Source organism: Pseudomonas sp. W3I7, assembly GCF_030816095.1.
Taxonomy (GTDB): Bacteria; Pseudomonadota; Gammaproteobacteria; order Pseudomonadales; family Pseudomonadaceae; genus Aquipseudomonas; species Aquipseudomonas salomonii.
Genome location: NZ_JAUSXP010000001.1, coordinates 5,571,133 through 5,594,629, shown reverse-complemented (window position 1 = coordinate 5,594,629; position 23,497 = coordinate 5,571,133). Strand labels below are relative to the sequence as shown.

General features: G+C 61.6%; 13 protein-coding genes and 1 pseudogene. 3 read left to right on the top strand and 11 right to left on the bottom strand.

Annotated elements, in window-relative coordinates; all coding sequences use genetic code 11:
* The first annotated feature begins 1 nt into the window (after window position 1).
* From QF043_RS25825 to QF043_RS25815, 3 genes are all read left to right on the top strand, one after another.
* Window positions 2-6,982 (top strand): dermonecrotic toxin domain-containing protein, encoded by a 6,981-nt coding sequence (locus QF043_RS25825; RefSeq protein WP_307420665.1) that lies wholly within the window; start codon window positions 2-4, stop codon window positions 6,980-6,982.
* A gap of 160 nt (window positions 6,983-7,142) precedes the next feature.
* The gene (locus QF043_RS25820) at window positions 7,143-8,081 is read left to right on the top strand and encodes a DnaJ C-terminal domain-containing protein (RefSeq protein ID WP_307420664.1); all 939 of its coding nucleotides are present in this window, start codon (window positions 7,143-7,145) and stop codon (window positions 8,079-8,081) included.
* Between the two features lie 83 nt (window positions 8,082-8,164).
* Window positions 8,165-13,336: a dermonecrotic toxin domain-containing protein gene (locus tag QF043_RS25815; protein ID WP_307420663.1), complete on the top strand. Its 5,172-nt coding sequence runs from the start codon at window positions 8,165-8,167 to the stop codon at window positions 13,334-13,336.
* Here the strand turns inward: QF043_RS25815 and ureC are convergent.
* The 11 genes and pseudogenes from ureC to urtA all read right to left on the bottom strand — a co-directional run bounded on the left by ureC (window position 13,333) and on the right by urtA (window position 23,479).
* Entirely contained in the window at window positions 13,333-15,033 is a 1,701-nt protein-coding gene (gene ureC / locus QF043_RS25810) for an urease subunit alpha (RefSeq protein WP_307420661.1), read from the bottom strand. The genes QF043_RS25815 and ureC overlap by 4 nt on opposite strands.
* A 112-nt stretch (window positions 15,034-15,145) precedes the next feature.
* Window positions 15,146-15,451: an urease subunit beta gene (locus QF043_RS25805; protein ID WP_305457376.1), complete on the bottom strand. Its 306-nt coding sequence runs from the start codon at window positions 15,449-15,451 to the stop codon at window positions 15,146-15,148.
* A complete protein-coding gene (locus QF043_RS25800) occupies window positions 15,448-15,981 on the bottom strand; it encodes a GNAT family N-acetyltransferase (protein ID WP_307420659.1) in 534 nt (177 codons plus the stop codon). The genes QF043_RS25805 and QF043_RS25800 overlap by 4 nt, the downstream gene beginning before the upstream one ends.
* 5 nt (window positions 15,982-15,986) lie before the next feature.
* Complete coding sequence (locus QF043_RS25795) at window positions 15,987-16,499, bottom strand: GNAT family N-acetyltransferase (RefSeq protein WP_305457380.1); 513 nt, start codon at window positions 16,497-16,499, stop codon at window positions 15,987-15,989.
* Window positions 16,500-16,508: 9 nt separating this feature from the next.
* Entirely contained in the window at window positions 16,509-16,811 is a 303-nt protein-coding gene (gene ureA / locus QF043_RS25790) for an urease subunit gamma (protein ID WP_003171437.1), read from the bottom strand.
* 159 nt (window positions 16,812-16,970) lie between these two features.
* Window positions 16,971-17,810 carry an urease accessory protein UreD gene (locus QF043_RS25785; RefSeq protein WP_177023555.1) on the bottom strand — a complete coding sequence of 280 codons (840 nt, stop codon included), beginning with the start codon at window positions 17,808-17,810 and terminating at the stop codon, window positions 16,971-16,973.
* Between the two features lie 31 nt (window positions 17,811-17,841).
* On the bottom strand, window positions 17,842-18,540 hold the full coding sequence (urtE, locus tag QF043_RS25780) for an urea ABC transporter ATP-binding subunit UrtE (protein ID WP_307420658.1): 699 nt from the start codon (window positions 18,538-18,540) through the stop codon (window positions 17,842-17,844).
* A 132-nt stretch (window positions 18,541-18,672) separates the two neighbouring features.
* A complete protein-coding gene (urtD, locus tag QF043_RS25775; RefSeq protein WP_162238858.1) occupies window positions 18,673-19,506 on the bottom strand; it encodes an urea ABC transporter ATP-binding protein UrtD in 834 nt (277 codons plus the stop codon).
* Complete coding sequence (gene urtC / locus QF043_RS25770; RefSeq protein WP_307420657.1) at window positions 19,503-20,570, bottom strand: urea ABC transporter permease subunit UrtC; 1,068 nt, start codon at window positions 20,568-20,570, stop codon at window positions 19,503-19,505. Before urtC ends, urtD begins: the two co-directional genes overlap by 4 nt.
* Window positions 20,570-22,073: pseudogene (urtB, locus tag QF043_RS25765) on the bottom strand (urea ABC transporter permease subunit UrtB). Before urtB ends, urtC begins: the two are co-directional and overlap by 1 nt.
* A 140-nt stretch (window positions 22,074-22,213) precedes the next feature.
* Window positions 22,214-23,479 (bottom strand): urea ABC transporter substrate-binding protein, encoded by a 1,266-nt coding sequence (gene urtA / locus QF043_RS25760; protein WP_307420656.1) that lies wholly within the window; start codon window positions 23,477-23,479, stop codon window positions 22,214-22,216.
* Window positions 23,480-23,497 lie beyond the last annotated feature (18 nt).

The window sequence follows — 23,497 nt, the reverse complement described above, 5'->3', positions numbered from 1 at the left end:
CATGCCTACAGATTCCCCCTCGACCTCCGAGGCCACCTTCAATGTCGACCTTCGCGGCGTGCACTACGACTTCCTTAAGGAACGTGTACCACGTTGGTTCATGGAAGGCTCCACGCAACGCCAGGAAGAACTCGGCAAGCTGGAAATGGAAATGCCCGCCTGGTACCTGGCCGCCGCACCGCAGGCCAAGGCTGACATGGCCGCACGCCACGACCGCTTTCGCGAAACACTGAACACGATCGAGAACCGCCTCGGCAACATCGAGGATGTTTTGACCTTCGCCGAACAGCCGCTCAAAGACGCGATCAAGGCCCGGTTCAACCTCGAACTGGATGTGCGCAACGTGTTCTTTGCGCGCAAATATGCCCCTGCCGGCGGTCGCAGTGATTTCTATGGAGCGCTCGTCCTTGATACCACCAGCGACCTGACGCCGAGCCACCGCTACCGGGGGATTTCCCTGCTCGAAGCGGCGCTGGCCAATTTCGAGGCCGATGAAGAGCAGCCATCAGCCTGCGACACCTGCGAAATCATCACCACCTGGAACACCGATAACCCAGACGTCCTGCCGACATTTTCAGCCGTCAAGGCCCAGGCCGTGGCGATTACGCCCCCGGCGTTCGCCAAACTCTGCCGCAGCCTCGACCTGGGCAAGCGGTATCAGGCACATATCCAATCGGTGGTGACGCCGCAGGGGGATGACGAACGCGTGGCGTTAGCGCAGCAATTACAGGCGTTTCACCAGCAACAATTTGCACTGAGCGTCGAAATCGCCTGGATGCAGGCGCAGGGGCGTATCAGTGCGCAGGTGTACTCGTTGCTCAAACAGTTGGCGCTGGGCCAGGGCGAGAACCTGACCCTGGATGGCAAACCGGTGACCTGCGCGGCGCTGAATATCTTTGGCAGTTTGTTGGTCGGGCCGTTGTTGATCGGCCCTGACCGGCAAAGCTCGGAGCGCATTGAACGCGTGGTGGTTTACATCCCCAACGATCCGCAACAGCCGATCAAGGAATATGCCTCCAGCGCCGACTTTATGGCGGACATCCGGCAGCGCTTGCACAGCGCGTCCTATCGCCGATTTTTCAGTCGTTTTGTGCCGCAGCGTGAACAGGGCCGTTTTTTCAGCCAGTTCAATCAGCTGTTTCGTCCCGCCAACGGCTCGGCCAATGGTGGCGACTATCCCCTGCAACCTGGGCTGGCGCGGCTGCCGATCACCGACGTGGCCATTGCCGGCAACCTGTGGGAACGCCTGGTTCAGGCGCACACCCGCAAGATCCTCAGCGATGCCCGCGCCGTGGCGGTGCCCACCGAGGACGAAGACCGCAAAACCCGGATGGCGCGGCTGGAGAGCTTCTTTGAGGCGGCAGTGAGCGTGTTCAACCTGGCCGCGTTCGTGGTGCCGGGGCTGGGGCCGATCATGCTGGCGGTGGGGGCTTCGCAGATGTGCTACGAGGTTTACGAGGGTATTGAGGCTTACGAGCGCGGCGAGCTTAAACAAATGTGGGGGCACTTCGCCTCGGTGGCCCTGAACGTCGCGTTTATCGCCACCGGCGCCAAGGTCTTGCCGGCGATCAAATGGCAGAGCGCGGTGGATCATTTGAAACCCGTGACCCTGGAGTCGGGCAAGCAGGTGCTGTGGAAACCTGATCTTGGTGCCTATGAGTCGCCAGTCAAACCGGCACCGGCTGCCACGCCTGACGCGTTAGGCCTGTACGCCGAGGATGGCCAGCAGTGGGTGGAGATCGAGGGCAAGCATTACCGCGTCAAACAGGATGACGACACGGGCCAGTACCGCATCCAGCATCCGAGCCGGCCCGATGCCTATGCGCCAGAACTCGAACACAACCACAAGGGTGTCTGGACCCACGAGCTGGAAGAACCGCTGACCTGGGATGAAGCCACATTGCATAAGCGCCTGGGGCTTACCGAGCAAGCCGACCCGGTGCGTATCAGCGGGGTCGGGGCCGACACGCTGCGCCGCGTGGTGGTTGATAACGAGCCTCTGCCGCTGTTGCTGGATGACACGATTACGCGTTTCAAGCTGCATCAACAACTCAGTACGTTTGTTGAGCAATTGCGTAGCAGCGACCCATTGGTGCATATGAAGGCCGACCCGGCGCTGCAACTCGACACGTTGCAGCGGCGCGGCCTGTTGCCCGCGAACGCGCCCTTGAAAGTCATTGGGCCCCAGGGCGCGATACTCTGGGAAACGCCGAATGCGCCGCTCGCGTTGCGGCGGCGAGTGGTGGTCCTGACGGAGAGGGCCATGGCTGGCGGTCATTTTCTTCGCGAAGTGCTGTACACCCTGCAAGGCGTGGACCCACAGCTCAAGGAGTTCCCCGGCAGCGCCGAAGAGTCACTGGAGGTCAGGGCCGGCAAGTTGCGTCAGTACATCGCCGAGGCGGTTGATGGTCTTAAAGGCCCATTGCTCGAGGAGCGCTACCGAGCGCAGGCCCTGACGCCCACGGCGGATGTGCAACGGGTGCTGGACGCTTACCCGGCGTTGCCGACACCGGCTGCGGTGGCGTTGCTGCAAGGTGCCAATGTCGATGAGTTGCAAGCTTTTCGCAGCAGTGGCCGCCTGCCTGAGCGTTTGGCCGCGCAGGCCAAGTGGTGTGAGCAGGAAACCCGTGTGGCGCGGGCTTATGAGGCGCTGCACTTCGACACCCAGGGGCACCTGGACAGCCAGCGCCTGGCCCTGCGCACCCTGGAAACCTTGCCCGGCTGGCACCGTGGCGCGCGGGTGGAGCTGCGCCAGTACTCGGTTCAAGGCGAGCTGCTGGATGCCATCGGCACGCCGGACGCCACGTCCAAACGCAGCCTTGTGGTGATGGAAGGCGGCCAGTTCCAGGGCTCCCAGCCCGGGGATTTCTACACGGCGATCTGGGAGCAACTGGCGCTGGACGAACGCCAGCGCATGGGCCTGAACAGCGCCGCGCAACTGCAACAGGCGATTCAACGCGCCCCGTTGCCCCGTGACGCATTGCGCACAGTGCTGGAGGACAACCCCGTGCGTAAGCCCGCGTATGACCCGATGGTGCGCCTGATGGGCGGTGCCCCAGGGGTTGCCCAAATGCTGAAGAGCGCACGCAACAGGTTGCGCTCGCCCGAGGAGCGGGTTCACAAGTTGTTTACGTCGTTTGACGAGGAGCAGATCAAGGCGTTTATCCAAACCCTGGGCGAGGATGTTCAGCGCGGGCTGGCGGGTTGGGAGCGACAGCGCACGCAACTGAAGAAAGCTTTGAGGAAGTGGCAGCGCGGCAAAGGACGGGTTGGCATGGCGCTGGATGGCCCCTATGTGCGCATCGCCAACAAAATCATGCGGTGCTGGAGCCGTGAAACCGGTGCAACGTTAACGTTGTCGTCCAACGACAACGTGCATTTGGTAGACCTGCCGCCCATACAGGCAGATTTCAGCCATGTGGCCACGCTTGAGTTGTCCGGCATCACTTGGTCAGAGGGTACTGGTGCGGCGTTCCTCGAAAACTTCACCCATGTAAATAGTTTGAGTTTGATCAAAGTCGGGCTGACTGAGCTTCCCCCGGTGATCGGCGAAATGAACAAGCTCACCTCGCTGAACCTGCGCGCCAATACGCTGCGGCTGACCGCGCACAGCGCCGCAAAACTGAGCCAGCTCAGCGCGCTTGAGGCGCTTGACCTGTCGGAGAACCCGCTGGGTGAGGTGCCCGATTTCAGCGGCATGACGCAGCTCAGGGAACTGCGGCTGAATTGGACGCGGATCGAGCGCTGGCCCTCGGGGCTAAGAACGCAAACAGGCCTTAAGCGGGTCGACTTGCGTTACAACCGGCTGCGCCAGGTACCGGCAGAAAATCTGAGCCCGCCGGCTGATCAGTTTGAAACCGTTGCACGGATCAATAACGTCACCTTGCTTGAACACAATCTCTTTCCCGAGGGTTATTGGTCTACGTTCGATCGTTACTGGCAAGACTTGACCCTCACTCACCCCGACCTGTTGCAGCACGCCCTCCCCGAAGCCTTTGACAGTGGTAACCCTCGGGTGGCCGCCGTACGAAGAATGTACCCGCGTTACACCGTGCAAAAAGCCAGGGAGTTTGTGTGGGCGCTGGGCGAAGGCGCCGAGGCGGAACTGACCCGGCGCGAACAGGCGTTTAACGGGCTGCAACGTCAGTTGGACGGGTGGGTATTCTCAGGCGGCGGTGAGCGCCAGCCCTACGTGCTTACGACACAACGCGCCGTTCGCGCCGGATGGCGTGACCGTTTTATCGCCCAGCACCGTATTTTGAGCTGTTGGCGGCGCGAAACCCCGCCAATGCTGGCCGACGATGGCACCGCCATTGGCCTGGAGCTGGACCTCAGCGATCTGAACCTGCCGAGCCTGCCCGACCTGGATGCCGACTTCAGCCATGTCGGCTCACTCAAGTTGCGCAATATGAACCTGGACGCTTCGCCAGAGGGTTTTCTGGTCCGCCATCAAGGCGTGCGCTGGCTGGACCTGTCTCACAACCAATTGCGCGAGTTGCCGCCGGCATTGAGGCAAATGCACCGGTTGACGCGGTTGTCCCTGAACAACAACCGCATCCGCCTGACCGCCGAGTCGGCCGATAGCTTGTCTTCGCGAACGACCCTAAGAGGGCTGGTACTCAATAACAACCCCCTGGGCGTGACGCCAGACTTCAGCCAAATGACCGATCTACGCTCCCTGGGCCTGGAGTTCACCGGTATCGAGACGTGGCCCACCGGGCTGGGCGAACAACCGCACCTGGATTCGGTTTTCCTGCGAGGTAATCGAATTTCGACACTCCCCGATGCGCTTATCGCGCCGTCGGATGAGCAACTGGTGCAGACCCTGCGGGTCACCCGTGTGACCAACCTGGCCGGTAACCCACTGAGCCCCGAGACGCAACAACGCGTCAGGGCTTACGGCGCCCGGTTGCGCGAAGCGCGGCTGGCCAGCGCGGAGCATCCCAACCTATTGGTTTCCAGCGCCTTGGGCGAGGTCATCACGCCGGCGGCCCGCGAGCTTCAAGCCGCCTTCCAGCGCTGGGCCTCGGGGCTTTCAGCCGAGCAGGCGGCGCTCAGGTCAAGCCAGTGGGCCGCGCTGCGTGAGGTGTCGGGCTCGGACGGTTTTTTTGAGATGCTCAGGGACCTGGACCAGGCCGGTGCGGGCCATCAAGACCTGCAGCGCCGCGTCTGGGAGGTGATCGATGGCATCACGGCAAACAGCACCGAGTCGGAGCAGTTGCGCAAGGAGATGTTCGAGTGGGCCGGCCGGGCGGCCTGTTGCGATCGGGCGGCCTTGACCTTCAGTCACCTGGAAGTGCGCTTGCTGGTGTACAAGGCCAAGTCACTGGCGCTGGACGCCACACAGGGCCAGGCCTTGGTAAAACTGTCCAGGGCGCTGTTCCGGCTGGACGAGGTGGAGAAAATCGCGCTGACGGATATTGAGCAGCGCCGCACGGCCATCAATGCCCGCCAAGAGCTGACGGCCGAGCAGAAAGACGCCGCCCTTGAGGCGCTGGAAGAGGTCGAGATACGCCTGGCATACCGCGAAGGCCTCAAGGACCGGCTGGGTTTACCGGGGCAGGTTCAGGCGGCCAAATTCACCTTTCTGGGCAATGTCACCCAGGCGATGCTGGATGATGCGTATCGGCGTGTGATCCTTCTGGACAACTCTGCACAAGAGCTTGAATCGCTGCTGGCCAGGGATTTCTGGAGAGACTTTGTGGCGAATAAATACCGCTCGCGGTTCGAAGCCCAGAACGTGCCCCATCAGGAACGCATGGCGCAGATGCAGCGTGACTTCGAGTCGGGGGCGTTATCGCAAGCGGCCTACGACGCTCAGGTTGCCGATCTGCAAGCGCAGTTCGCGATCGAAGAGGCGCAGTTGATCCAGACCCTGACCCGTGCAGAAGTCGCCGAGGCGCTGATGCCTCGCAGCAGCCATGAAACCCTGGTTTATCCGCATGAGAGCCCGGCCGGGTTGCAACTGTCCCAGGCCAAGGAGGTGACGTTCAGCGGCAAACGCTACTTTGTCGCCAGCATGCCCGATGCGGGGGACGGCGAGCATTACCTGTTGTGGGCGCAGGCTCCGGATAATCCGCTGGTACTGGTGCGCAGCGGGATCATCGCCAAACCCAATATTGCCGGGGTGTGGAAACGCAGAGGCCTGGCCGGCGGGATGAGAACCGAAATCTCTGACGATGAGTTTGAAGATGCCCAGGAGTCCATGCCGGTGGCGCCCTACACGGCTGCCGAACTCAGTTTCATGCGCCGCGTCGCTCATTTCGTGACGCTCAGAAATGTCCCCGGCAGTTATAACCGCGCGAACAATGGCAAGTACCCACTGCGCGATTACCAGGGCCGGCCGATGCTGATTCGCACGATGGACGAGCGCGTCACGCTGGAGTCCGGCGCCCAATACACCTCGGAGCAGGTCAAGCCGTACGTGGAGTTTGAAGGGTATGAGCGAGTGGCTGCGCGTTATGAGCAGAAGCTGCAGTTGCGCAAGTTTACTGTCGATGATGTGAAGGTGCCTGGGGAGCAGGCGCTGGTCGGGCAGTCGATGGTGGTCGCCAATCGGCGTATCGCCAGCGGCGAAATAGTCGGCGTCTACGGTGGGACGGTATTACCCGAAGGCTTCTCCGCGCCCGGTGGGCAAACCTACGCCATGGTCGTGGGCAAGCGGCCTTACTTTGAAGGTGGAAAGCTCAAGGAGGAGGCGGTCCAGATGTCGGGAGACAACATTATCTCCAGGATCAACACCCACTTTGACTATGACGCGAATGGCAAACCGATACGCCAGGCAGCAACGGGGTACAACGTTGAAGCGGTGGCGTTCAACGTCGAAGCGGATATGTGGCTGGGTGTGGGAGAGGGGGCAACCACCAAGCGCAAGCCGTTCATTTTGACCGCGGTGTTTGCGACCGAGGCCATTGCGGCGGGCGTCGAGCTGCGGTTGGACTACCAGTACACCGAAAGCATGATTAAAAAGCAGTTCCCATAAGCCTTGTGGCGTCGCTTGGGCGCCTGTCATCGTAAATCCGGGCGCCCATCTTGAAAGGCCTGACGTATGCCCCAATCTTCCAGGCATACGTCAGGTGGGCGCACGCGAATCAAGGTTGTCGTGTGCGCCGCCGATCTCGATAAAGGATGGTGAAGCCCCGATGGATTTCAAAGACTATTACAAGATTCTTGGTGTCGAGCCTTCGGCCGACGACAAGGAGATCAAAGCCGCTTATCGCAAGCTGGCGCGTAAGTATCACCCGGACGTGAGCAAGGAAAAGGACGCCGAAGCCAAGTTCAAGGACGCCTCGGAAGCCTATGAAGCGCTCAAAAGCGCCGACAAGCGCGCCGAGTACGACGAGCTGCGCAAATACGGCCAGCATGGCCAACCGTTCCAGGGCCCTCCGGGCTGGCAGAGCCGTGGCGGTTTTGGCGGTGGCCAGGACGCGGGCGATTTCTCGGACTTCTTCAGCTCGATCTTCGGCGCGCGCGGCGATGCTTTTGGTGGCGGCCAGCGCCGTCCAACCGGGCGCAAGGGCCAGGACGTGGAGATGCAGCTGTCGGTGTCGCTTGAGGAAACGCTGTCCACCGAATCCAAGCAGATCAGCTTCCAGGTGCCGCAGTACGATGCCTCCGGCCGGCATGTCAGCAACACCGTCAAAAGCCTGAATGTGAAGATTCCGGCCGGTGTGGCCGATGGCGAGCGCATCCGCCTCAAGGGCCAGGGTGCACCGGGCGTCGGCGGCGGTGCCAATGGCGATCTGTACCTGATCATCAAGTTTGCGCCGCACCCCAAATTCGAAGTCGATGGCGAAAACCTGATCATTAACTTGCCGCTGGCGCCATGGGAATTGGCGTTGGGCGCCGAAGTTGCGGTGCCGACCCTCACCGGCAAGATCAACCTCAAAGTGCCTGCCGGCAGCCAGAACGGCCAGCGCATGCGCGCCAAAGGCCATGGCTTGCTGAACAAGGCCGGGCAGCGCGGTTATCTGTTCATCCAGCTCAAGGCCGTCATGCCCAAAGCGGCGGATGACGAGGTCAAGGCATTGTGGGAGGCCCTGGCGCAAAAGGCTGCGTTCAATCCGCGCGAGCAGTTCTGAACGGGTCATTGATTTAGTTAGCGCCAACCGCAAAATCGGCGTGCCTAGGATGACAACCTCTTCCAAGAAAAGGTTGTCATCCCATGCCGGACTTTCAGGTCACCGACCCCGCCACCCCGCTTTCTGGTGAGCAGGGCCAGCATTATGAACTGATCAAACAAGCGATCCCCGCTTGCCTGATCAACAGTTCGCCCTCGCGTCGCAAGGCCCTCAAAGACACGCCGCCAGCTATTCCCCGCTGGTATGACGCCGCTTCCCAGGCGCGCAAAGATCAGCTCAACGTGCTGCTGGACGCCCGTTGCGATTCGCTCAACGAACTGGAGAAAACCTTCAATTACATACGCTCGGAGCAAGCGTTTGCCCAACCCTTGTTGGAAGCCGGGCTAAAGGCTATCGGCCACGAGCTGGACGTCAATCAAACCTGGCTGCGCCTGTATGTACCGGTCGAAGATGCCTTTGGCGTCCAGACCGCAGGCTTCAAGGTCAAGACGTTCTCCCTGCTCCACGCTGCCCTTGGCAACTTTGAGCAACGAGAGACTCGAGAGGGCTATTTCAACAGCGCCTCAGGTTTCATTACCCAACCGGATGTGCGCGAGCATTTCGAGCGTCACACCACGACCCTGAAGATTCATGCGTTCACTCAACTGTGCCGAGACCTGGACCTGGGCAAGCAGTACCAGGCTCACCTGCGGGCGCAGTTGAAACCTGACGATGCCAAGTCCCAGGCCGAACTGCGTGAGCGTTATATCAGGCACCAGAAAGCCGCCTTCAAGGCGGCGGCGTACCTGGCGTTGCTCAAGGGCGACATTGGCGACAGCGACCACGCACTGCTGATGCGGGTGGCGGACGGGGAAAAACACATCCTCAACGACGGTAAGCCCATCGGGTATCGCAGCTTGAGCCTGATGAACCTGCATATGCACGATTGCCTGGTCATCGACACTTGCGCCAAGCCTGGCTACACCTGCCGGGTCATCGTCTATATTCCTGATGACCCCGACCATCCCATCAAACGTTATGAAAGCTTCAATGACTTTCGCGATGATTTGACCGAGCGCCTGAGCGCGAAAACCACCCAGCAAGCTGACCGATCCCAAGGCTGGAAGGCTACCCGGAACCAGCTTTTTTTTGCCCGGTTCGTTGCCGCCAAAGACCGCGCGTACTACTACAAACGACTGACCGAACTGGTGCTGGACGCACCTCCCCAGCCGTTTGGCGCACAGGCCATGCGATCGGAATGGGGGCGCTTGCTCGCTTCGCCGTCTTTTTCCACGCCTTCAACGCTGGGGGAGCCCCAACCTCAGGTGCGCGTCTCTGTCAGCGCCCCTGAGTTCAACATCCGCGCTCACACCCTCGTTGACCTTTGGCAAGTCCCGGACCTGTGGACTTATCGCCTGGGCAGCCTGCGTACCCGCCTGTTCGAGAATGCGCGGCATCGTGCGGTGAGCACCGCCGATGTCGATGAGGCCTCGCGCTCACTGCGCGCCGCGCATTACATGAGCATTGGCCTGTTCGGCCTGAACCTGGTAGCCATGGCGGTGCCGCCGCTGGGCGTGGTGATGGCCGTGGCGATGGCCGGGCAAATGCTTTACGAAGTCATCGACGGTGTTATCGAGCTGAGCGAAGGCGACCGTGAAGAGGGCTGGGCGCACATCACCGACGTGGTGGAAAACCTGGCGACGCTGGCGGTGCAGGCAGCCGTGGTGCACTTCACCGTGTCGCCGTTTATCGAGCAGCTCAGGGCCGTTACCCTGCCCAGTGGCAAGACCCGGCTGTGGAAACCCGACTTGTCGGCCTATGAGCACACCGCGTCCCTGCCTTCAGTGGCGGCGGATGAGCAAGGCCTGCACCGGTACAACGGCCAGACCGTGCTGCCGTTGGAGGGCAAACGCTATGCGGTGCAACAAGACCCGCTGACCGAGCAATACCGCATCCTGCACCCCACACGCGCCGAGGCCTATCAACCGTTATTGAAGAGCAACGGCACGGGCCTCTGGAATCATGAAGTGGAACGCCCGCATACCTGGGAAGGCCCCACGTTGATGCGACGCCTAGGCCCGGTGACGCAGGGGTTCAGCGATGCCGAGCTGGAGCAGGTGCGCGGTGTAGCGGATGTGAGTGAGGCGGTGCTGCGCCGCGTGCACGCGGAGGGCGAACCGGTACCGGCGATTTTGCTCGACACCCTGCGCCAGTTCAGGGCGTATTTCGATGCGGTGAACGTCGCCGAGGGCATTCGCCAGGGCTCGCTCAGCAGCGAACTGTGCAGTTATGCCGCCTCCCTGGCAGTGGAGTTGCCGGGGTGGCCGGCAAGCAAGGCGATCGAGGCGTTTGCCGGCACCGAGTTGAGCGGGCCGTCGATCAAGTACGGCTATAGCCAGGCAACGGCGGCGGACACCGTGCAAATCCACCGTGGCGAATTGATGGGCGGCCAGTTGCCCCGGCGCATTATCGAAGTGTTCAGCGAACCTCAGCGCGATGCTTTGGTGGGCAGTTACACCCCCCGTACACCCGAGGCGCGAGCCAAGGCCCTGCAATTGAAGCTGGAGCAGCGGGCCGTGGAGGTGCGTGAACGCTTGATGAAGAGTATTTACGTCGAGCAGCAACCACCGTCCGACACCGAGATCATGTTGATCCAGCGCGACTTCAGTGGTGTCCCGACGATCCTGGCGCGCGAAGTGCTGGCAGACGCGACACCGACCGAGCGCGACACCCTGAACAGCGCCAAGCGCATCCCGCTGCGCCTCGCTCAGAAGGCGCGCCGGGCGCAGCAGCAAATGCGCCTGACCCTCGCGTATGAGGGCTTGTATCTTGATGCGTTGGCCGGACCGGACACCGAAACCCTGGCCCTCCATACCCTGCCGGCGCTGCCCGGCTGGTCGGACAATCTGCGCCTGGAAGTTCGCGAAGGCCGGTTTGAAGGCACGCTGCGTGCCAGCTTTGGCCCCCAGGAGGCAAGCAGTCGCAAGGTGTTGGCACGCATGGAGGATGGGCGTTACCAAGCCTTCGATGAGCGCGGCCAGCACCTGCATGGGCTCAGTGGTTTCTATGGCGCCTTGCAGCACGCGTTGAGCGATGCCCATCGCAACGCGATTGGCCTGCCCCATGTCGGCCAGGGTGAGCAATTGAAGGGGTTGATCAAGCGGCATGCAATAGACCGAGCATCGTTGCGCAAAACCTTGGGCATGTCGCCGGAAAAACTGGCGTTTTTTCGACCGCCGAGCCAGTTGCCGGGCGAGCGTCGCGGCTATCCATTGAGCGGGCGGGGTGGTAGTGAGTGGGAAAAAATCACGCGCGAGCGGATCCGCAACCTGTACCCGGAAATCACCCGGGAGGAAATGCTCGCCCTGATCAATGAGCGCGGCGCGCTGGACCTGAGCTGGCTGCTTGCGTTGGAGCAAGAGTACAAGGCCCTGCAGTCCACCTTGCACACATGGTTGAGCACACCGCCCCAGGGCATGGAGGCGTTCGGTGACCAGCAACGCCAGGCGCTGAGGGCCAGGCGCAAGATTCATACGGCGCTGGATGACGCCTGGAGAAAGATAGGCCCACGGCACTACGATCGAAATGGGCGCCTTTTAGGGCAGAAAATCGAATGGCTGGAAGAGGACCTGGCGCAGCAGCTCCGAACCTTGCCCGCACTGACTGCAAACTTCGACCATGTCAGCTACTTGGGCATTGTGGGAACTGAAGGCTCGGAGCTGACGGATGCGGATGTGCGACCACTGCTCGCCAACTTTCGCGGTCTGCGTCGATTAGGGATCGAGGCCGCTCAACTGACAAGCGTGCCGTCAGCCATCGAACAGATGCCGCATTTGCAGCGGTTGCATTTGGGCGGCAACGATATTGTCCTGACGCCTGAAGACGTCCTGCGCTTGAAAGATCGGGTGTATCTCAAAGAGTTATTTTTGGACATGAACCCACTTGGCTTGCCACCCGATGTCGGTCGCATGCCGCACTTACAAACCTTGCTGCTCAATGACACAAGCCTGGAGGAGTGGCCTGTCAGTGTGTTCCGTGTGCCCAGGCCGGAAAATTTCATTCTGGATATGCGGCAGAACCCGATAGCACGGATTCCCGAGTTTGCGCCGGGCTCGGATAAGGCACTGATTGTGGCGAAAACGTTCCTCACCCGTGAAGAGCTGACGCCTGAACAGCTTGCTCAATTCAAGCGGTACATCGAGGCCGCCGGCCGGGATCCGGATCGCCAATTGCCGAAAAGGGGCGTGCTCGACAGCGAGCAGTGGAAAGCCGGTTATTCGTCGCAGGAATGGCCCACCAGGCAAGTGTTATGGGACATGCTTGAAGGCTCGTTTGGCTCTGAGGGCTTTTTCAATCTGCTTCGTGCCGTCAGACAATCCGGGGACTCGACAGCCAGGGGCGGCGTATGGTTGCCGGAATTGACCGCCAAGGTCTGGCGCATGCTTGAGGCGATGGGCGAAGACGCTGAATTGCGCGAGCAGTTGTTCCTGATGGCTCGGGATCCTGCGGCCTGCGTGGACGCCGGGGCGCAGTTGTTCAATTCGATGGGCGTTGCGGTGCTGCATTGGTCAGCCTACTTCAGCGAGGATGTCGGCACGGTGCGCAGGGCCGTGTTCAACCTGGCCAGGGGGAAATGGCGCCTCGATGAGCTGGGGCGCATTGCTCATGCTCGCGTCGCCGAGTTGCAGGAGCAGGGCGCCAGATTCCCCGAGTATGACGCCCAGGGCCTGCGCATTGAGCATTACGATGGCGCCGGTAATGTGATCGCCGATATCGACGAAGTCGAAATCTATCTGGCGTATACGGTGCCGCTGGCCACCCGTCTGGACTTGCCCTGGCAATCCAGAAGCATGATGTTCCGCGAGGACTATGTCACGGCGCCGATGGTGGAGGCGGCATTCCAGCGCGTACAGCTGCAGGATCAAGGCGCGCAGGTGCGTGACAACCTGCTGGAGCAGCCGATGTGGACTGACTTCCTGCAGCGTGCGCATCAAACCGATTACGCGCCGATTGCCGAAAAATTCGACGCCCTGATCGACTATCAGGCCGCGCAGGCACAATGGGCCGCGACTGCCAACCTCCCCGAGAGAGCGAGGCAGGCCCTGCGTCAAACCATCAGCCAAGCGGCCCAGCGCCTGGGCCGACCGGCTTCGGAAAGTGAACCGGGGCAACTGATGTCCGAGCAAGACTATGACGACACTTTTGGCCGCATCAATGCCGAACTGATCACCTTGAACCAGACACTGACCGAGCAAGCGATCACCGCCATTCTCTAGAACAGGAAGTACCGCTGGGCCATCGGCAACACCTCGGCCGGTTCGCACCACAGCAATACACCGTCAGCCTTGACCTGATAAGTCTGCGGGTCCACATCGATGTGCGGCAGGTAGTCGTTGTGGATCAGGTCGGTTTTCTGCACATCGCGGCAGCCCTTGACCACTGCAATCTGCTTCTTCAACCCCAAGGCTTCGGGCAAGCCTGCGTCCTGCGCCGCCTGACTGATAAAGGTCAGGCTGGTGGCGTGCAGCGAGCTGCCGAAGCTGGCGAACATGGGGCGGTAGTGCACCGGTTGTGGCGTGGGGATCGAGGCGTTGGCATCACCCATCAGGCTTGAGGCAATGGTGCCGCCCTTGAGGATCAAGGTTGGTTTGATGCCGAAGAACGCCGGGCGCCACAGCACCAGGTCGGCCCACTTGCCCACTTCAATCGAGCCGACGATATGGCTGACGCCGTGAGTGATCGCCGGGTTGATGGTGTACTTGGCGATATAGCGTTTGGCGCGGAAGTTGTCGTTGCCGGGGCCGTCGCCGGGCAAGGCGCCGCGCTGTTTTTTCATCTTGTCGGCGGTCTGCCAGGTGCGCGTGATCACTTCGCCGACACGGCCCATGGCCTGGCTGTCGGAGCTGATCATCGAGAAAGCGCCGAGGTCGTGCAGGATGTCTTCGGCGGCGATGGTCTCGCGGCGGATGCGGCTTTCGGCGAAGGCTACGTCTTCGGCAATGCTCGGGTCCAGGTGATGGCAGACCATCAGCATGTCCAGGTGCTCGTCGATGGTGTTGCGCGTGAACGGCCGCGTCGGGTTGGTCGAGCTGGGCAGCACGTTGGCGAAGCCGCAGGCCTTGATGATGTCCGGCGCATGGCCGCCACCGGCGCCTTCGGTGTGGTAGGTGTGAATGGTGCGGCCTTTGAGCGCGGCCAGGGTGGTTTCGACGAAGCCGGATTCGTTGAGCGTGTCACTGTGGATCGCCACCTGCACGTCGTACTGGTCGGCCACGTTCAGGCAGTTGTCGATGCTGGCGGGGGTGGTGCCCCAGTCTTCATGCAGCTTCAAACCGATGGCGCCGGCCTTGACCTGCTCGATCAGGGGCTCGGGCAAACTGGCGTTGCCCTTGCCGGTGAAACCGATGTTCATCGGGAACGAATCGCTGGCTTGCAGCATGCGCGCCAGATGCCACGGGCCGGAGGTGCAGGTGGTGGCGTTGGTGCCGGTGGCCGGGCCGGTGCCGCCGCCGATCATGGTGGTGACGCCGCTGGTCAGCGCCTCTTCGATCTGCTGCGGGCAAATGAAGTGCACGTGGCTGTCGATGCCGCCGGCGGTGAGGATCATGCCTTCACCGGCAATCACCTCGGTGCTGGCGCCGATGGCCATGGTCACGCCGGGCTGGATATCCGGGTTGCCGGCCTTGCCGATCGCATGAATGCGGCCATTTTTGAGGCCGACGTCGGCCTTGACGATGCCCCAATGGTCGATGATCAGCGCGTTGGTGATCAAGGTGTCGACCACTTCATGGGCGAGCAGTTGGCTTTGGCCCTGGCCGTCGCGGATGACTTTGCCGCCGCCGAACTTGACCTCTTCGCCGTAGACGGTGAAGTCCTGTTCGACTTCGACGAACAGGTCGGTGTCGGCCAGGCGGACCTTGTCACCGACGGTGGGGCCGTACATGTCGGCGTAGGCTTGGCGGCTGATCTTCATGTGTGTATGCCCTGAAAAATAGGTGTTGAATGTGATATCGCTATCGCAGGCAAGCCAGCTCCCACAGGTGGAATGCGTTCCCCTGTGGGAGCTGGCTTGCCGCGATGAGGCCCTAAAGTTCGCCCATGATCCGCCCGGCAAACCCGAACACCCGGCGCCCGCCGCTCAAATCCACCAACTCGATTTCGCGGCTCTGCCCCGGCTCAAAACGCACCGCCGTCCCGGCTGGAATATTCAGGCGCATGCCACGGCTCGCTGCGCGGTCAAAGGTCAGCGCGTCGTTGGTCTCGAAAAAATGGTAATGCGAGCCCACCTGGATCGGTCGGTCGCCGCTGTTGGCCACGCTGAGGGTGAGGGTGCGCCGGCCGACGTTAAGTTCGATGTCGCCAGGCTGGATCTGATATTCACCAGGAATCATGCAGGTTGCCCCAGGGTCTTGAAGTAGATGGCGGTCGGGGTGTAGCGCCCGTCCGGGCTTTGGCAATAGTCGGGCAGCTCCCCGATCTTGGTGTAGCGCAGCGACTGGTAAAAGGCTTCGGCGCCCGAGCCGGCCTCGGTGTCCAGGTACAGCAGGCCGCGCTTGTGCTGGCGTGCGGCGAGTTCCAGGGTGTTCATCAACTGTTGGCCCAGGCCATGGCGGCGGGCGCTGCTGTGTACCAGCAGCTTTTGCACTTCGGCACGGTTCAGGCCGTTGGCTTTCAGGCACAGCGCCAGTTGCACGCTGGCGATCACTTGCTCGTCGCGCACCACCACCCACAGCAGCAGGCTGCCCTCTTCGATACTCGCCTGCACGCCGCTCAAATAGGTGCGGGCCTGGGCTTCATCGACGTCAGCCATAAAACCGACAGAGGCGCCGTGCTTCACCGCGTCCAGCAACAGCTCAATCAAACCCAGGCGGTAGTGGGCAAAACTTTCAGCATTGACTCGACGCAGTTGCGTAGCGCTCATCGATCTCACTCCTTGGGCGGTTCGGCGCCCGGATTCAATGTTAGTTGCATAAAGGTCAGGTCCAGCCAGCGGCCGAACTTGATACCCACTTGGGGCATGTGCCCGGTGCTGATGAAACCCAGGCGCTCGTGCAGGCGAATAGACGCCTGGTTGCCGCTTTCAATGGCCGCGACCATCACGTGCTTGCCGCAGGTTGCGGCGCGTTCGATCAGGGCGTGCATCAGGCGCGGGCCGAGGCCTTTGCCGCGTTGGTCATTGCGCACGTACACCGAGTGCTCAACGCTGTAGCGAAAACCCTCGAAAGGGCGCCAGTCGCCGAATGAGGCGTAGCCGGTGACTTCATCGTTTTCCACCGCCACCAGAATCGGATACTGCTGTGCCTGGCGTGCCGCGAACCAGGCCTGACGGTTGGCCAGGTCCACCGGTTGTTCGTTCCAGATTGCCGTGGTGTTGAGTACCGCATCGTTGTAGATGTCGCGGATCGCCGGCAGGTCTTGCTCGGTAGCATCACGAATCATGGCCGGGCCTCACGCGATTGGCTGGTGGACGGTCACCAGTTTGGTGCCATCGGGGAAGGTAGCTTCCACCTGGATATCCGGGATCATTTCCGGGATGCCTTCCATCACTTGCTCGCGGCTGAGCAAGGTGGTGCCGTAATGCATCAGGTCGGCCACGGTGCGGCCATCGCGGGCGCCTTCCATCAGCGCGGCCGAGATATAGGCGATGGTTTCCGGGTAGTTGAGCTTCACGCCGCGCGCCAAGCGGCGCTCGGCCACCAGGCCGGCGGTGAAGATCAGCAGTTTGTCTTTTTCCCGTGGGGTCAAATCCATGGTTCAAGGTCCTTCAAACAGCATTCATAAAAACACCGCAGATCTCCTGTGAAAACAGGCTGGTGTGGGAGCTGGCTTGCCTGCGATAGCGGTGTATCAGGCACACCGCCATCGCAGGCAAGCCAGCTCCCACATAAACTCAGTTCCACTTGTTGATCTTCATGTGCTCCAGATTCGTGGTGCGACGGCTTCTCGCCCCAGCACTGCCGGGCGCAACAGTCGCCATAAATCAATCAACCAGCCCCGCGCCAGCAGCGCTTCACTGGCCAGGCAGCGGGCGACCAGCAAGCCGGGCAGTTGGGTCAGGTCGCCGCGCACGGCATGGGGCAGGGCGCGGCAGGTTTCCAATAATTGCGGGTCTATATCGCCGGTCAGCAGCAACGTCGCAAACACCGGCTGCCCATCCAGCCCGATGGGCGAGTCGAGCAAACCGTCGGCGCCTACAATGCGCTGGCGCTCATGCCAGAGCAACTGGCCGTCGCGGCGAATATCCAGGTGCGATTGAAAGTGGCCCAGGTCAAAACGTTCGCCACTGGCCGGGCGGCCGAGGGCCACCACGTCCCAGTAAAACAGCCGGGCATCGCCGTGTAGATCAATGCGCGTGCTGAGTTCGGCCTGGGCGGCGCTGAACACGATGGTTTCCTGGGGCAGCCATTCCAGGGTCGCGCCGGCCTCTACGGTCAATTCGAGCTGTTGAAACGCAGGGCCGCTGGCGCGATACCACTTGGCTGCGCCGGGGCTGGTCAGTTGCGCCCAGGCGCCATTGGCCACATGGGCGCGGATGTCCAGGCGGTCGCCACCGGCAATCCCGCCGGGCGGGTGCACGATGATGTGCTGGCACACCTCGGGGCCTTCGGCGTACAGGTGCTTTTGCACCCGCAGCGGGCCAAGGTGGCGGCGCATCACCGGGCGTGTGGTGTCGCCGAAACGCGCGTAGCCGAGTTCCAGCTCGGCATGCCAGCTGGGGGTGAACAGGGCAGGAGTAACGGGCAGGTTCATATTTTCGGGCTTATCGTCAGGACGCTACAGATTAAATCGTAACCAGCCCGCGTACACCCTCGCTTTCCATATTTTCACCTCGGCCCTGCTGCACGATTTCACCGCGTGACATCACCAGGTATTGGTCGGCCAGTTCGGCGGCGAAGTCGTAGAACTGCTCCACCAAAAGAATCGCCATATCACCGCGTGCCGCGAGCTTTTTGATCACCGCACCGATCTCCTTGATGACGGACGGCTGGATGCCCTCGGTAGGCTCGTCGAGAATCAACAGGCGCGGGCGGCTGGCCAGTGCGCGGCCAATTGCCAACTGCTGCTGTTGACCACCGGACAGGTCGCCACCGCGCCGATGTTTCATCTGCAGCAATACCGGGAACAGTTCATAGATAAACCCCGGGACTTCCTTGGCTTCGGAGCCTGGGAAGCGCGAGAGCCCCATCAACAGGTTTTCTTCCACCGTCAGCCGTCCGAAAATCTCCCGGCCTTGAGGCACGTAGGCGATGCCCGCGTGCACGCGCTGGTGCGGTTTGAACCCGGTAATGGGCTTGCCTTCCCAGTTCACCACGCCGTCTTTGGCCGGCAGCAAACCCATCAGGCATTTGAGCAAGGTGGTCTTGCCCACGCCGTTACGGCCGAGCAGGCAGGTGACTTCGCCAATCTTCACGTCGAATGAGAGCCCGCGCAGGATGTGGCTACCGCCGTAATACTGATGCAGCTTGTCGACTTGCAACATTCTCGAATACTCCTCAAATCCCCTGTGGGAGCGGGCTTGCTCGCGAATACGGTGTGTCAGTTAATGCATTTGTGACTGATCCACCGCATTCGCGAGCAAGCCCGCTCCCACATAAAGCAGCCCGTGTCCGGTTCAGCGACCGAGGTAAACCTCGATGACGCGCTCGTTTTCCTGTACCTGTGCAAGCGACCCTTCGGCCAGCACGCTGCCCTGGTGCAACACGGTCACGTGGTCGGCAATCGAACCGACGAAGCCCATGTCGTGCTCCACCACCATCAGCGAATGCTTGCCCGCCAAGCGCTTGAACAGCTCGGCGGTGAACTCGGTTTCGGCGTCTGTCATGCCCGCCACCGGTTCGTCCAGCAGCAACAATTGCGGGTCTTGCATCAGCAACATGCCGATTTCCAGGAACTGCTTCTGCCCGTGGGACAACAACCCCGCCGCGCGTTGTGCCGAGGTGGTCAGGCGGATGGTATCGAGCACTTCCTCAATGCGGTCTTTCTGCTCACCGCTCAGGCGCGCGCGCAGGCTGGCCCACACGGACTTGTCGGTCTTCTGCGCCAGCTCGAGGTTTTCAAACACGCTCAGGGCTTCGAATACCGTGGGCTTCTGGAACTTGCGGCCGATGCCGGCCTGGGCGATCTGCACTTCACTCATGCTGGTCAAGTCCAGGGTTTCACCAAACCAGGCCTTGCCATGGCTGGGGCGGGTTTTGCCGGTGATCACGTCCATCAGTGTGGTCTTGCCCGCGCCGTTGGGGCCGATGATGCAGCGCAATTCGCCGACGCCGATGTACAGGTTCAAGTCATTGAGTGCCTTGAAACCATCGAAGCTGACGCTGATGTCTTCCAGGGTCAGGATGGTGCCGTGGCGTGTGTTCAGCCCCTTGCCGGCGGCCTGACCAATGCCGATGGCATCGCGGCCGCTGCCTGCGTCGAAAATAGGTTCCAGCATGACGTTCCTCATTTCTTCAGCAGGCCGATGATGCCCTTGGGCAGGTACAGGGTGACGATGATGAACAGCGCCCCAAGGAAGAACAGCCAGTATTCCGGGAAGGCCACGGTGAACCAGCTCTTCATGCCATTGACCACGCCGGCGCCGAGCAATGGGCCGATCAAGGTGCCGCGCCCGCCCAGGGCCACCCATACGGCGGCTTCGATGGAGTTGGTCGGCGACATTTCGCTGGGGTTGATGATGCCCACTTGCGGCACATACAACGCGCCTGCCAACCCACACAGCACTGCACTCAACACCCACACAAACAGCTTGAAACCGCGCGGGTCGTAGCCGCAGAACATCAGGCGGTTTTCGGCGTCACGCAATGCGGTGAGCACGCGGCCGAACTTGCTCTGCGCCAGTCGCCAGCCGGTGTACACGCTGGCGACCAGCAGCAGTACGGTGGCCACAAACAGCACCGCCCGGGTGCCCGGCTCGGTGATGCCAAAGCCCAGAATGCTGCGAAAGTTTGTGAAGCCGTTATTGCCGCCAAACCCGGTTTCATTGCGAAAAAACAGCAGCATCCCGGCAAAGGTCAGCGCCTGGGTCATGATCGAAAAGTACACGCCCTTGATCCGCGAACGGAAGGCGAAGAACCCGAACACCAAGGCCAGCAAACCGGGCGCCAACACCACCACGCACATGGCCCACAGGAAGTGCTCGGTGCCGACCCAATACCACGGCAATTCGGTCCACGACAGAAAGGTCATGAACGCCGGCAACTCATCGCCGGAGGCCTGGCGCATCAGGTACATGCCCATCGCATAACCGCCGAGGGCGAAGAATAAACCATGGCCCAAGGACAACATCCCTGCGTAACCCCACACCAAGTCCAGCGCGAGGGCGACGATGGCGTAGCAGAGGATCTTGCCCACCAGCGTGAGGGTGTAGGCCGAGACGTGAAACGGATTTTCCGGCGCCAGCAGCGAGCACAACGGCAGCGCCAGCAGCAGGATCAAAATGACCGCGCCCACCGCTATCGTGACCTTGGGGCCGGCCTTTTGCGCGGCGGTAAGCATCAATGGCTGGTTCATCAGTCGATCACCCGTCCTTTCAGTGCAAAGAGTCCTTGCGGGCGTTTCTGGATAAACAGAATGATCAGCGCGAGGATCAGGATCTTGCCGAGCACGGCGCCGATCGCAGGTTCCAGAATCTTGTTGGCGATGCCCAGCCCGAAGGCGGCCATCACGCTACCGGCCAACTGGCCGACGCCGCCGAGCACCACCACCAGGAACGAGTCGATGATGTAGCTCTGGCCCAGGTCCGGGCCGACGTTGCCCACCTGGCTCAGCGCTACGCCGCCCAACCCGGCGATGCCGGAGCCAAGGCCAAAGGCGAGCATGTCCACACGCCCGGTGGGCACGCCGCAGCACGCGGCCATGTTGCGGTTCTGGGTGACGGCGCGCACGTTGAGGCCCAGGCGCGTCTTGTTCAGCAGCAGCCAGGTCAGCACCACCACGCACAACGCGAAGGCGATGATCACGATGCGGTTGTACGGCAGCACCAGGTTGGGCAGCACTTGAATGCCGCCGGACAGCCATTGCGGGTTGGACACTTCGACGTTCTGCGCACCGAACACCAGGCGCACCAGCTGGATCAGCATCAGGCTGATGCCCCAGGTGGCCAGCAGGGTTTCCAGTGGCCGCCCGTAGAGGTGGCGAATCACCGTGCGCTCCAGCGCCATGCCGATGGCCGCCGTGACAAAAAACGCCACCGGCAGCGCAACCAACGGGTAGAACTCGATGGCCGCCGGCACATAACGCTGCATCATCAGCTGCACGACGTAGGTGGAATAGGCGCCGAGCATCAGCATCTCGCCGTGGGCCATGTTGATCACGCCCAGCAGGCCGAAGGTGATCGCCAGGCCCAGGGCCGCGAGCAGCAGGATCGAACCCAAAGACATGCCACTGAAGGCCTGGCCGAGGATCTCGCCGAACATCAATTTGCGTTTGACCTGAGCCAGGCTGGTCTCGGCGGCCGTGTGCACGGCGGCGTCGGTTTCGACACCGGGCGCCAGCAGCGCCTCAAGGCGTGTGCGCGCCAGCGGGTCGCCGGTGCTGCCCAACAGGCGCACGGCGGCGAGACGAATGACCGGGTCGGGGGTCGACCAGTTGCAGGTTGGCCAGCGCCAGGCTCAACGCAGTGTGCACGGCCTCGTTGGTCTCGGCGGCGACTTGCAGGTCGAGGAATTTGAGCTGCGCAGGTTGTGCGGTTTTTTGCAGGGTTTGCGCAGCAGCCAGGCGCACCTTGGGGTCGGCGGCGAGCAGTTGCTGGCTGGCTTGCACGTTGTCGATCAGGCCGCGCAGACGGTTGTTCAGGCGTACGGTTTTGGTTTCACCGTTGACGTTCAGTTGGCCTTGTTGCAGCGCGTCCACCAGCTCGATGCGCGCCGGGTCGGGCTGGGCGGCCCAGTCCTGGAGCAGCTTGGCTTGTTGCATCGGGTTGGCATTGATGAAGTCTTCGGCGTCGCTGGCGTGTGCGGCGAAGGGCAGCAACAGCAGGGCGGCGAGGATGAAGCGGTAAAGGGCAGTGGGCATAGTCTTGGGCCTTGCTCGAACAAATGTGGGAGCTGGCTTGCCTGCGATGGCGGTGTATCAGATACACCGAGTTGTCTGCATCGCAGGCAAGCCAGCTCCCACAGGGTGTGTGTCAGTCTTAAGGGCCGACACCCCTCGGATCAGTTGCTCTTCACGGCATAGTCCGGCTTCTTGTCGTTACCCGGAATGAACGGGCTCCACGGCTGGGCGCGGATCGGCTTCTCGGTCTGCCACACCACCGAGAACTGCCCGTCGGCCTGGATCTCGCCGATCATCACCGGCTTGTGCAGGTGGTGGTTGGTCTTGTCCATGGTCAGGGTGAAGCCCGACGGCGCGGCGAAGGTCTGGCCGGCCATGGCTTCGCGCACTTTATCGACGTCGGTGGACTTGGCTTTCTCAACCGCTTGCGCCCACATATGGATGCCCACGTAAGTGGCTTCCATCGGGTCGTTGGTCACGGCTTTGTCCGCGCCTGGCAGGTTGTGCGCCTTGGCGTAGGCCTTCCAGTCGGCGACGAATTTCTTGTTCACCGGGTTCTCCACGGACTGGAAGTAGTTCCAGGCCGCGAGGTTGCCCACCAGCGGCTTGGTGTCGATGCCGCGCAGTTCTTCTTCACCCACGGAGAACGCCACTACCGGCACGTCGGTGGCCTTCAAGCCCTGGTTGGCCAGCTCTTTGTAAAACGGCACGTTGGAGTCGCCATTCACAGTGGAGATCACTGCGGTTTTGCCACCGGCCGAGAACTTCTTGATGTTGGCGACGATGGTCTGGTAGTCGCTGTGGCCGAACGGGGTGTAGACCTCTTCGATATCTTTATCGGCTACGCCTTTGGAGTGCAGGAACGCGCGCAGAATCTTGTTGGTGGTGCGTGGGTACACATAGTCGGTGCCGAGCAGGAAGAAGCGCTTGGCGCCGCCACCTTCTTCGCTCATCAGGTATTCCACGGCCGGGATCGCCTGCTGGTTCGGCGCCGCACCGGTATAGAACACGTTCGGCGACATCTCTTCACCTTCGTACTGCACCGGGTAGAACAGCAGGCCGTTGAGTTCTTCGAACACCGGCAATACCGATTTGCGCGACACCGACGTCCAGCAGCCGAACACCACGGCAACCTTGTCCTGGGTCAGCAACTGCCGACCTTTTTCAGCGAACAGCGGCCAGTTCGACGCCGGGTCCACGACCACCGGCTCCAGCATCTTGCCGTTCACACCGCCTTTGGCGTTGATCTCGTCGATGGTCATCAGCGCCATGTCTTTAAGCGAGGTTTCGGAGATCGCCATGGTCCCGGACAGCGAGTGCAGGATGCCGACCTTGATGGTCTCGGCGGCCTGGACGGTCCAGGTCAAACCCATGGCGGCAATGGATGCCGACAAAGTGAAAGCCTTGATCAAGCTACGACGCTTCATGGTGCGATCTCCGAAAAC

Coding starts and splice junctions, on each gene's coding strand:
- QF043_RS25825 (WP_307420665.1), top strand. CDS start 2: ATGCCTACAGATTCCCCCTCGACCTCCGAGGCCACCTTCAATGTCGAC.
- QF043_RS25820 (WP_307420664.1), top strand. CDS start 7,143: ATGGATTTCAAAGACTATTACAAGATTCTTGGTGTCGAGCCTTCGGCC.
- QF043_RS25815 (WP_307420663.1), top strand. CDS start 8,165: ATGCCGGACTTTCAGGTCACCGACCCCGCCACCCCGCTTTCTGGTGAG.
- ureC (WP_307420661.1), bottom strand. CDS start 15,033: ATGAAGATCAGCCGCCAAGCCTACGCCGACATGTACGGCCCCACCGTC.
- QF043_RS25805 (WP_305457376.1), bottom strand. CDS start 15,451: ATGATTCCTGGTGAATATCAGATCCAGCCTGGCGACATCGAACTTAAC.
- QF043_RS25800 (WP_307420659.1), bottom strand. CDS start 15,981: ATGAGCGCTACGCAACTGCGTCGAGTCAATGCTGAAAGTTTTGCCCAC.
- QF043_RS25795 (WP_305457380.1), bottom strand. CDS start 16,499: ATGATTCGTGATGCTACCGAGCAAGACCTGCCGGCGATCCGCGACATC.
- ureA (WP_003171437.1), bottom strand. CDS start 16,811: ATGGATTTGACCCCACGGGAAAAAGACAAACTGCTGATCTTCACCGCC.
- QF043_RS25785 (WP_177023555.1), bottom strand. CDS start 17,810: ATGAACCTGCCCGTTACTCCTGCCCTGTTCACCCCCAGCTGGCATGCC.
- urtE (WP_307420658.1), bottom strand. CDS start 18,540: ATGTTGCAAGTCGACAAGCTGCATCAGTATTACGGCGGTAGCCACATC.
- urtD (WP_162238858.1), bottom strand. CDS start 19,506: ATGAGGAACGTCATGCTGGAACCTATTTTCGACGCAGGCAGCGGCCGC.
- urtC (WP_307420657.1), bottom strand. CDS start 20,570: ATGAACCAGCCATTGATGCTTACCGCCGCGCAAAAGGCCGGCCCCAAG.
- urtA (WP_307420656.1), bottom strand. CDS start 23,479: ATGAAGCGTCGTAGCTTGATCAAGGCTTTCACTTTGTCGGCATCCATT.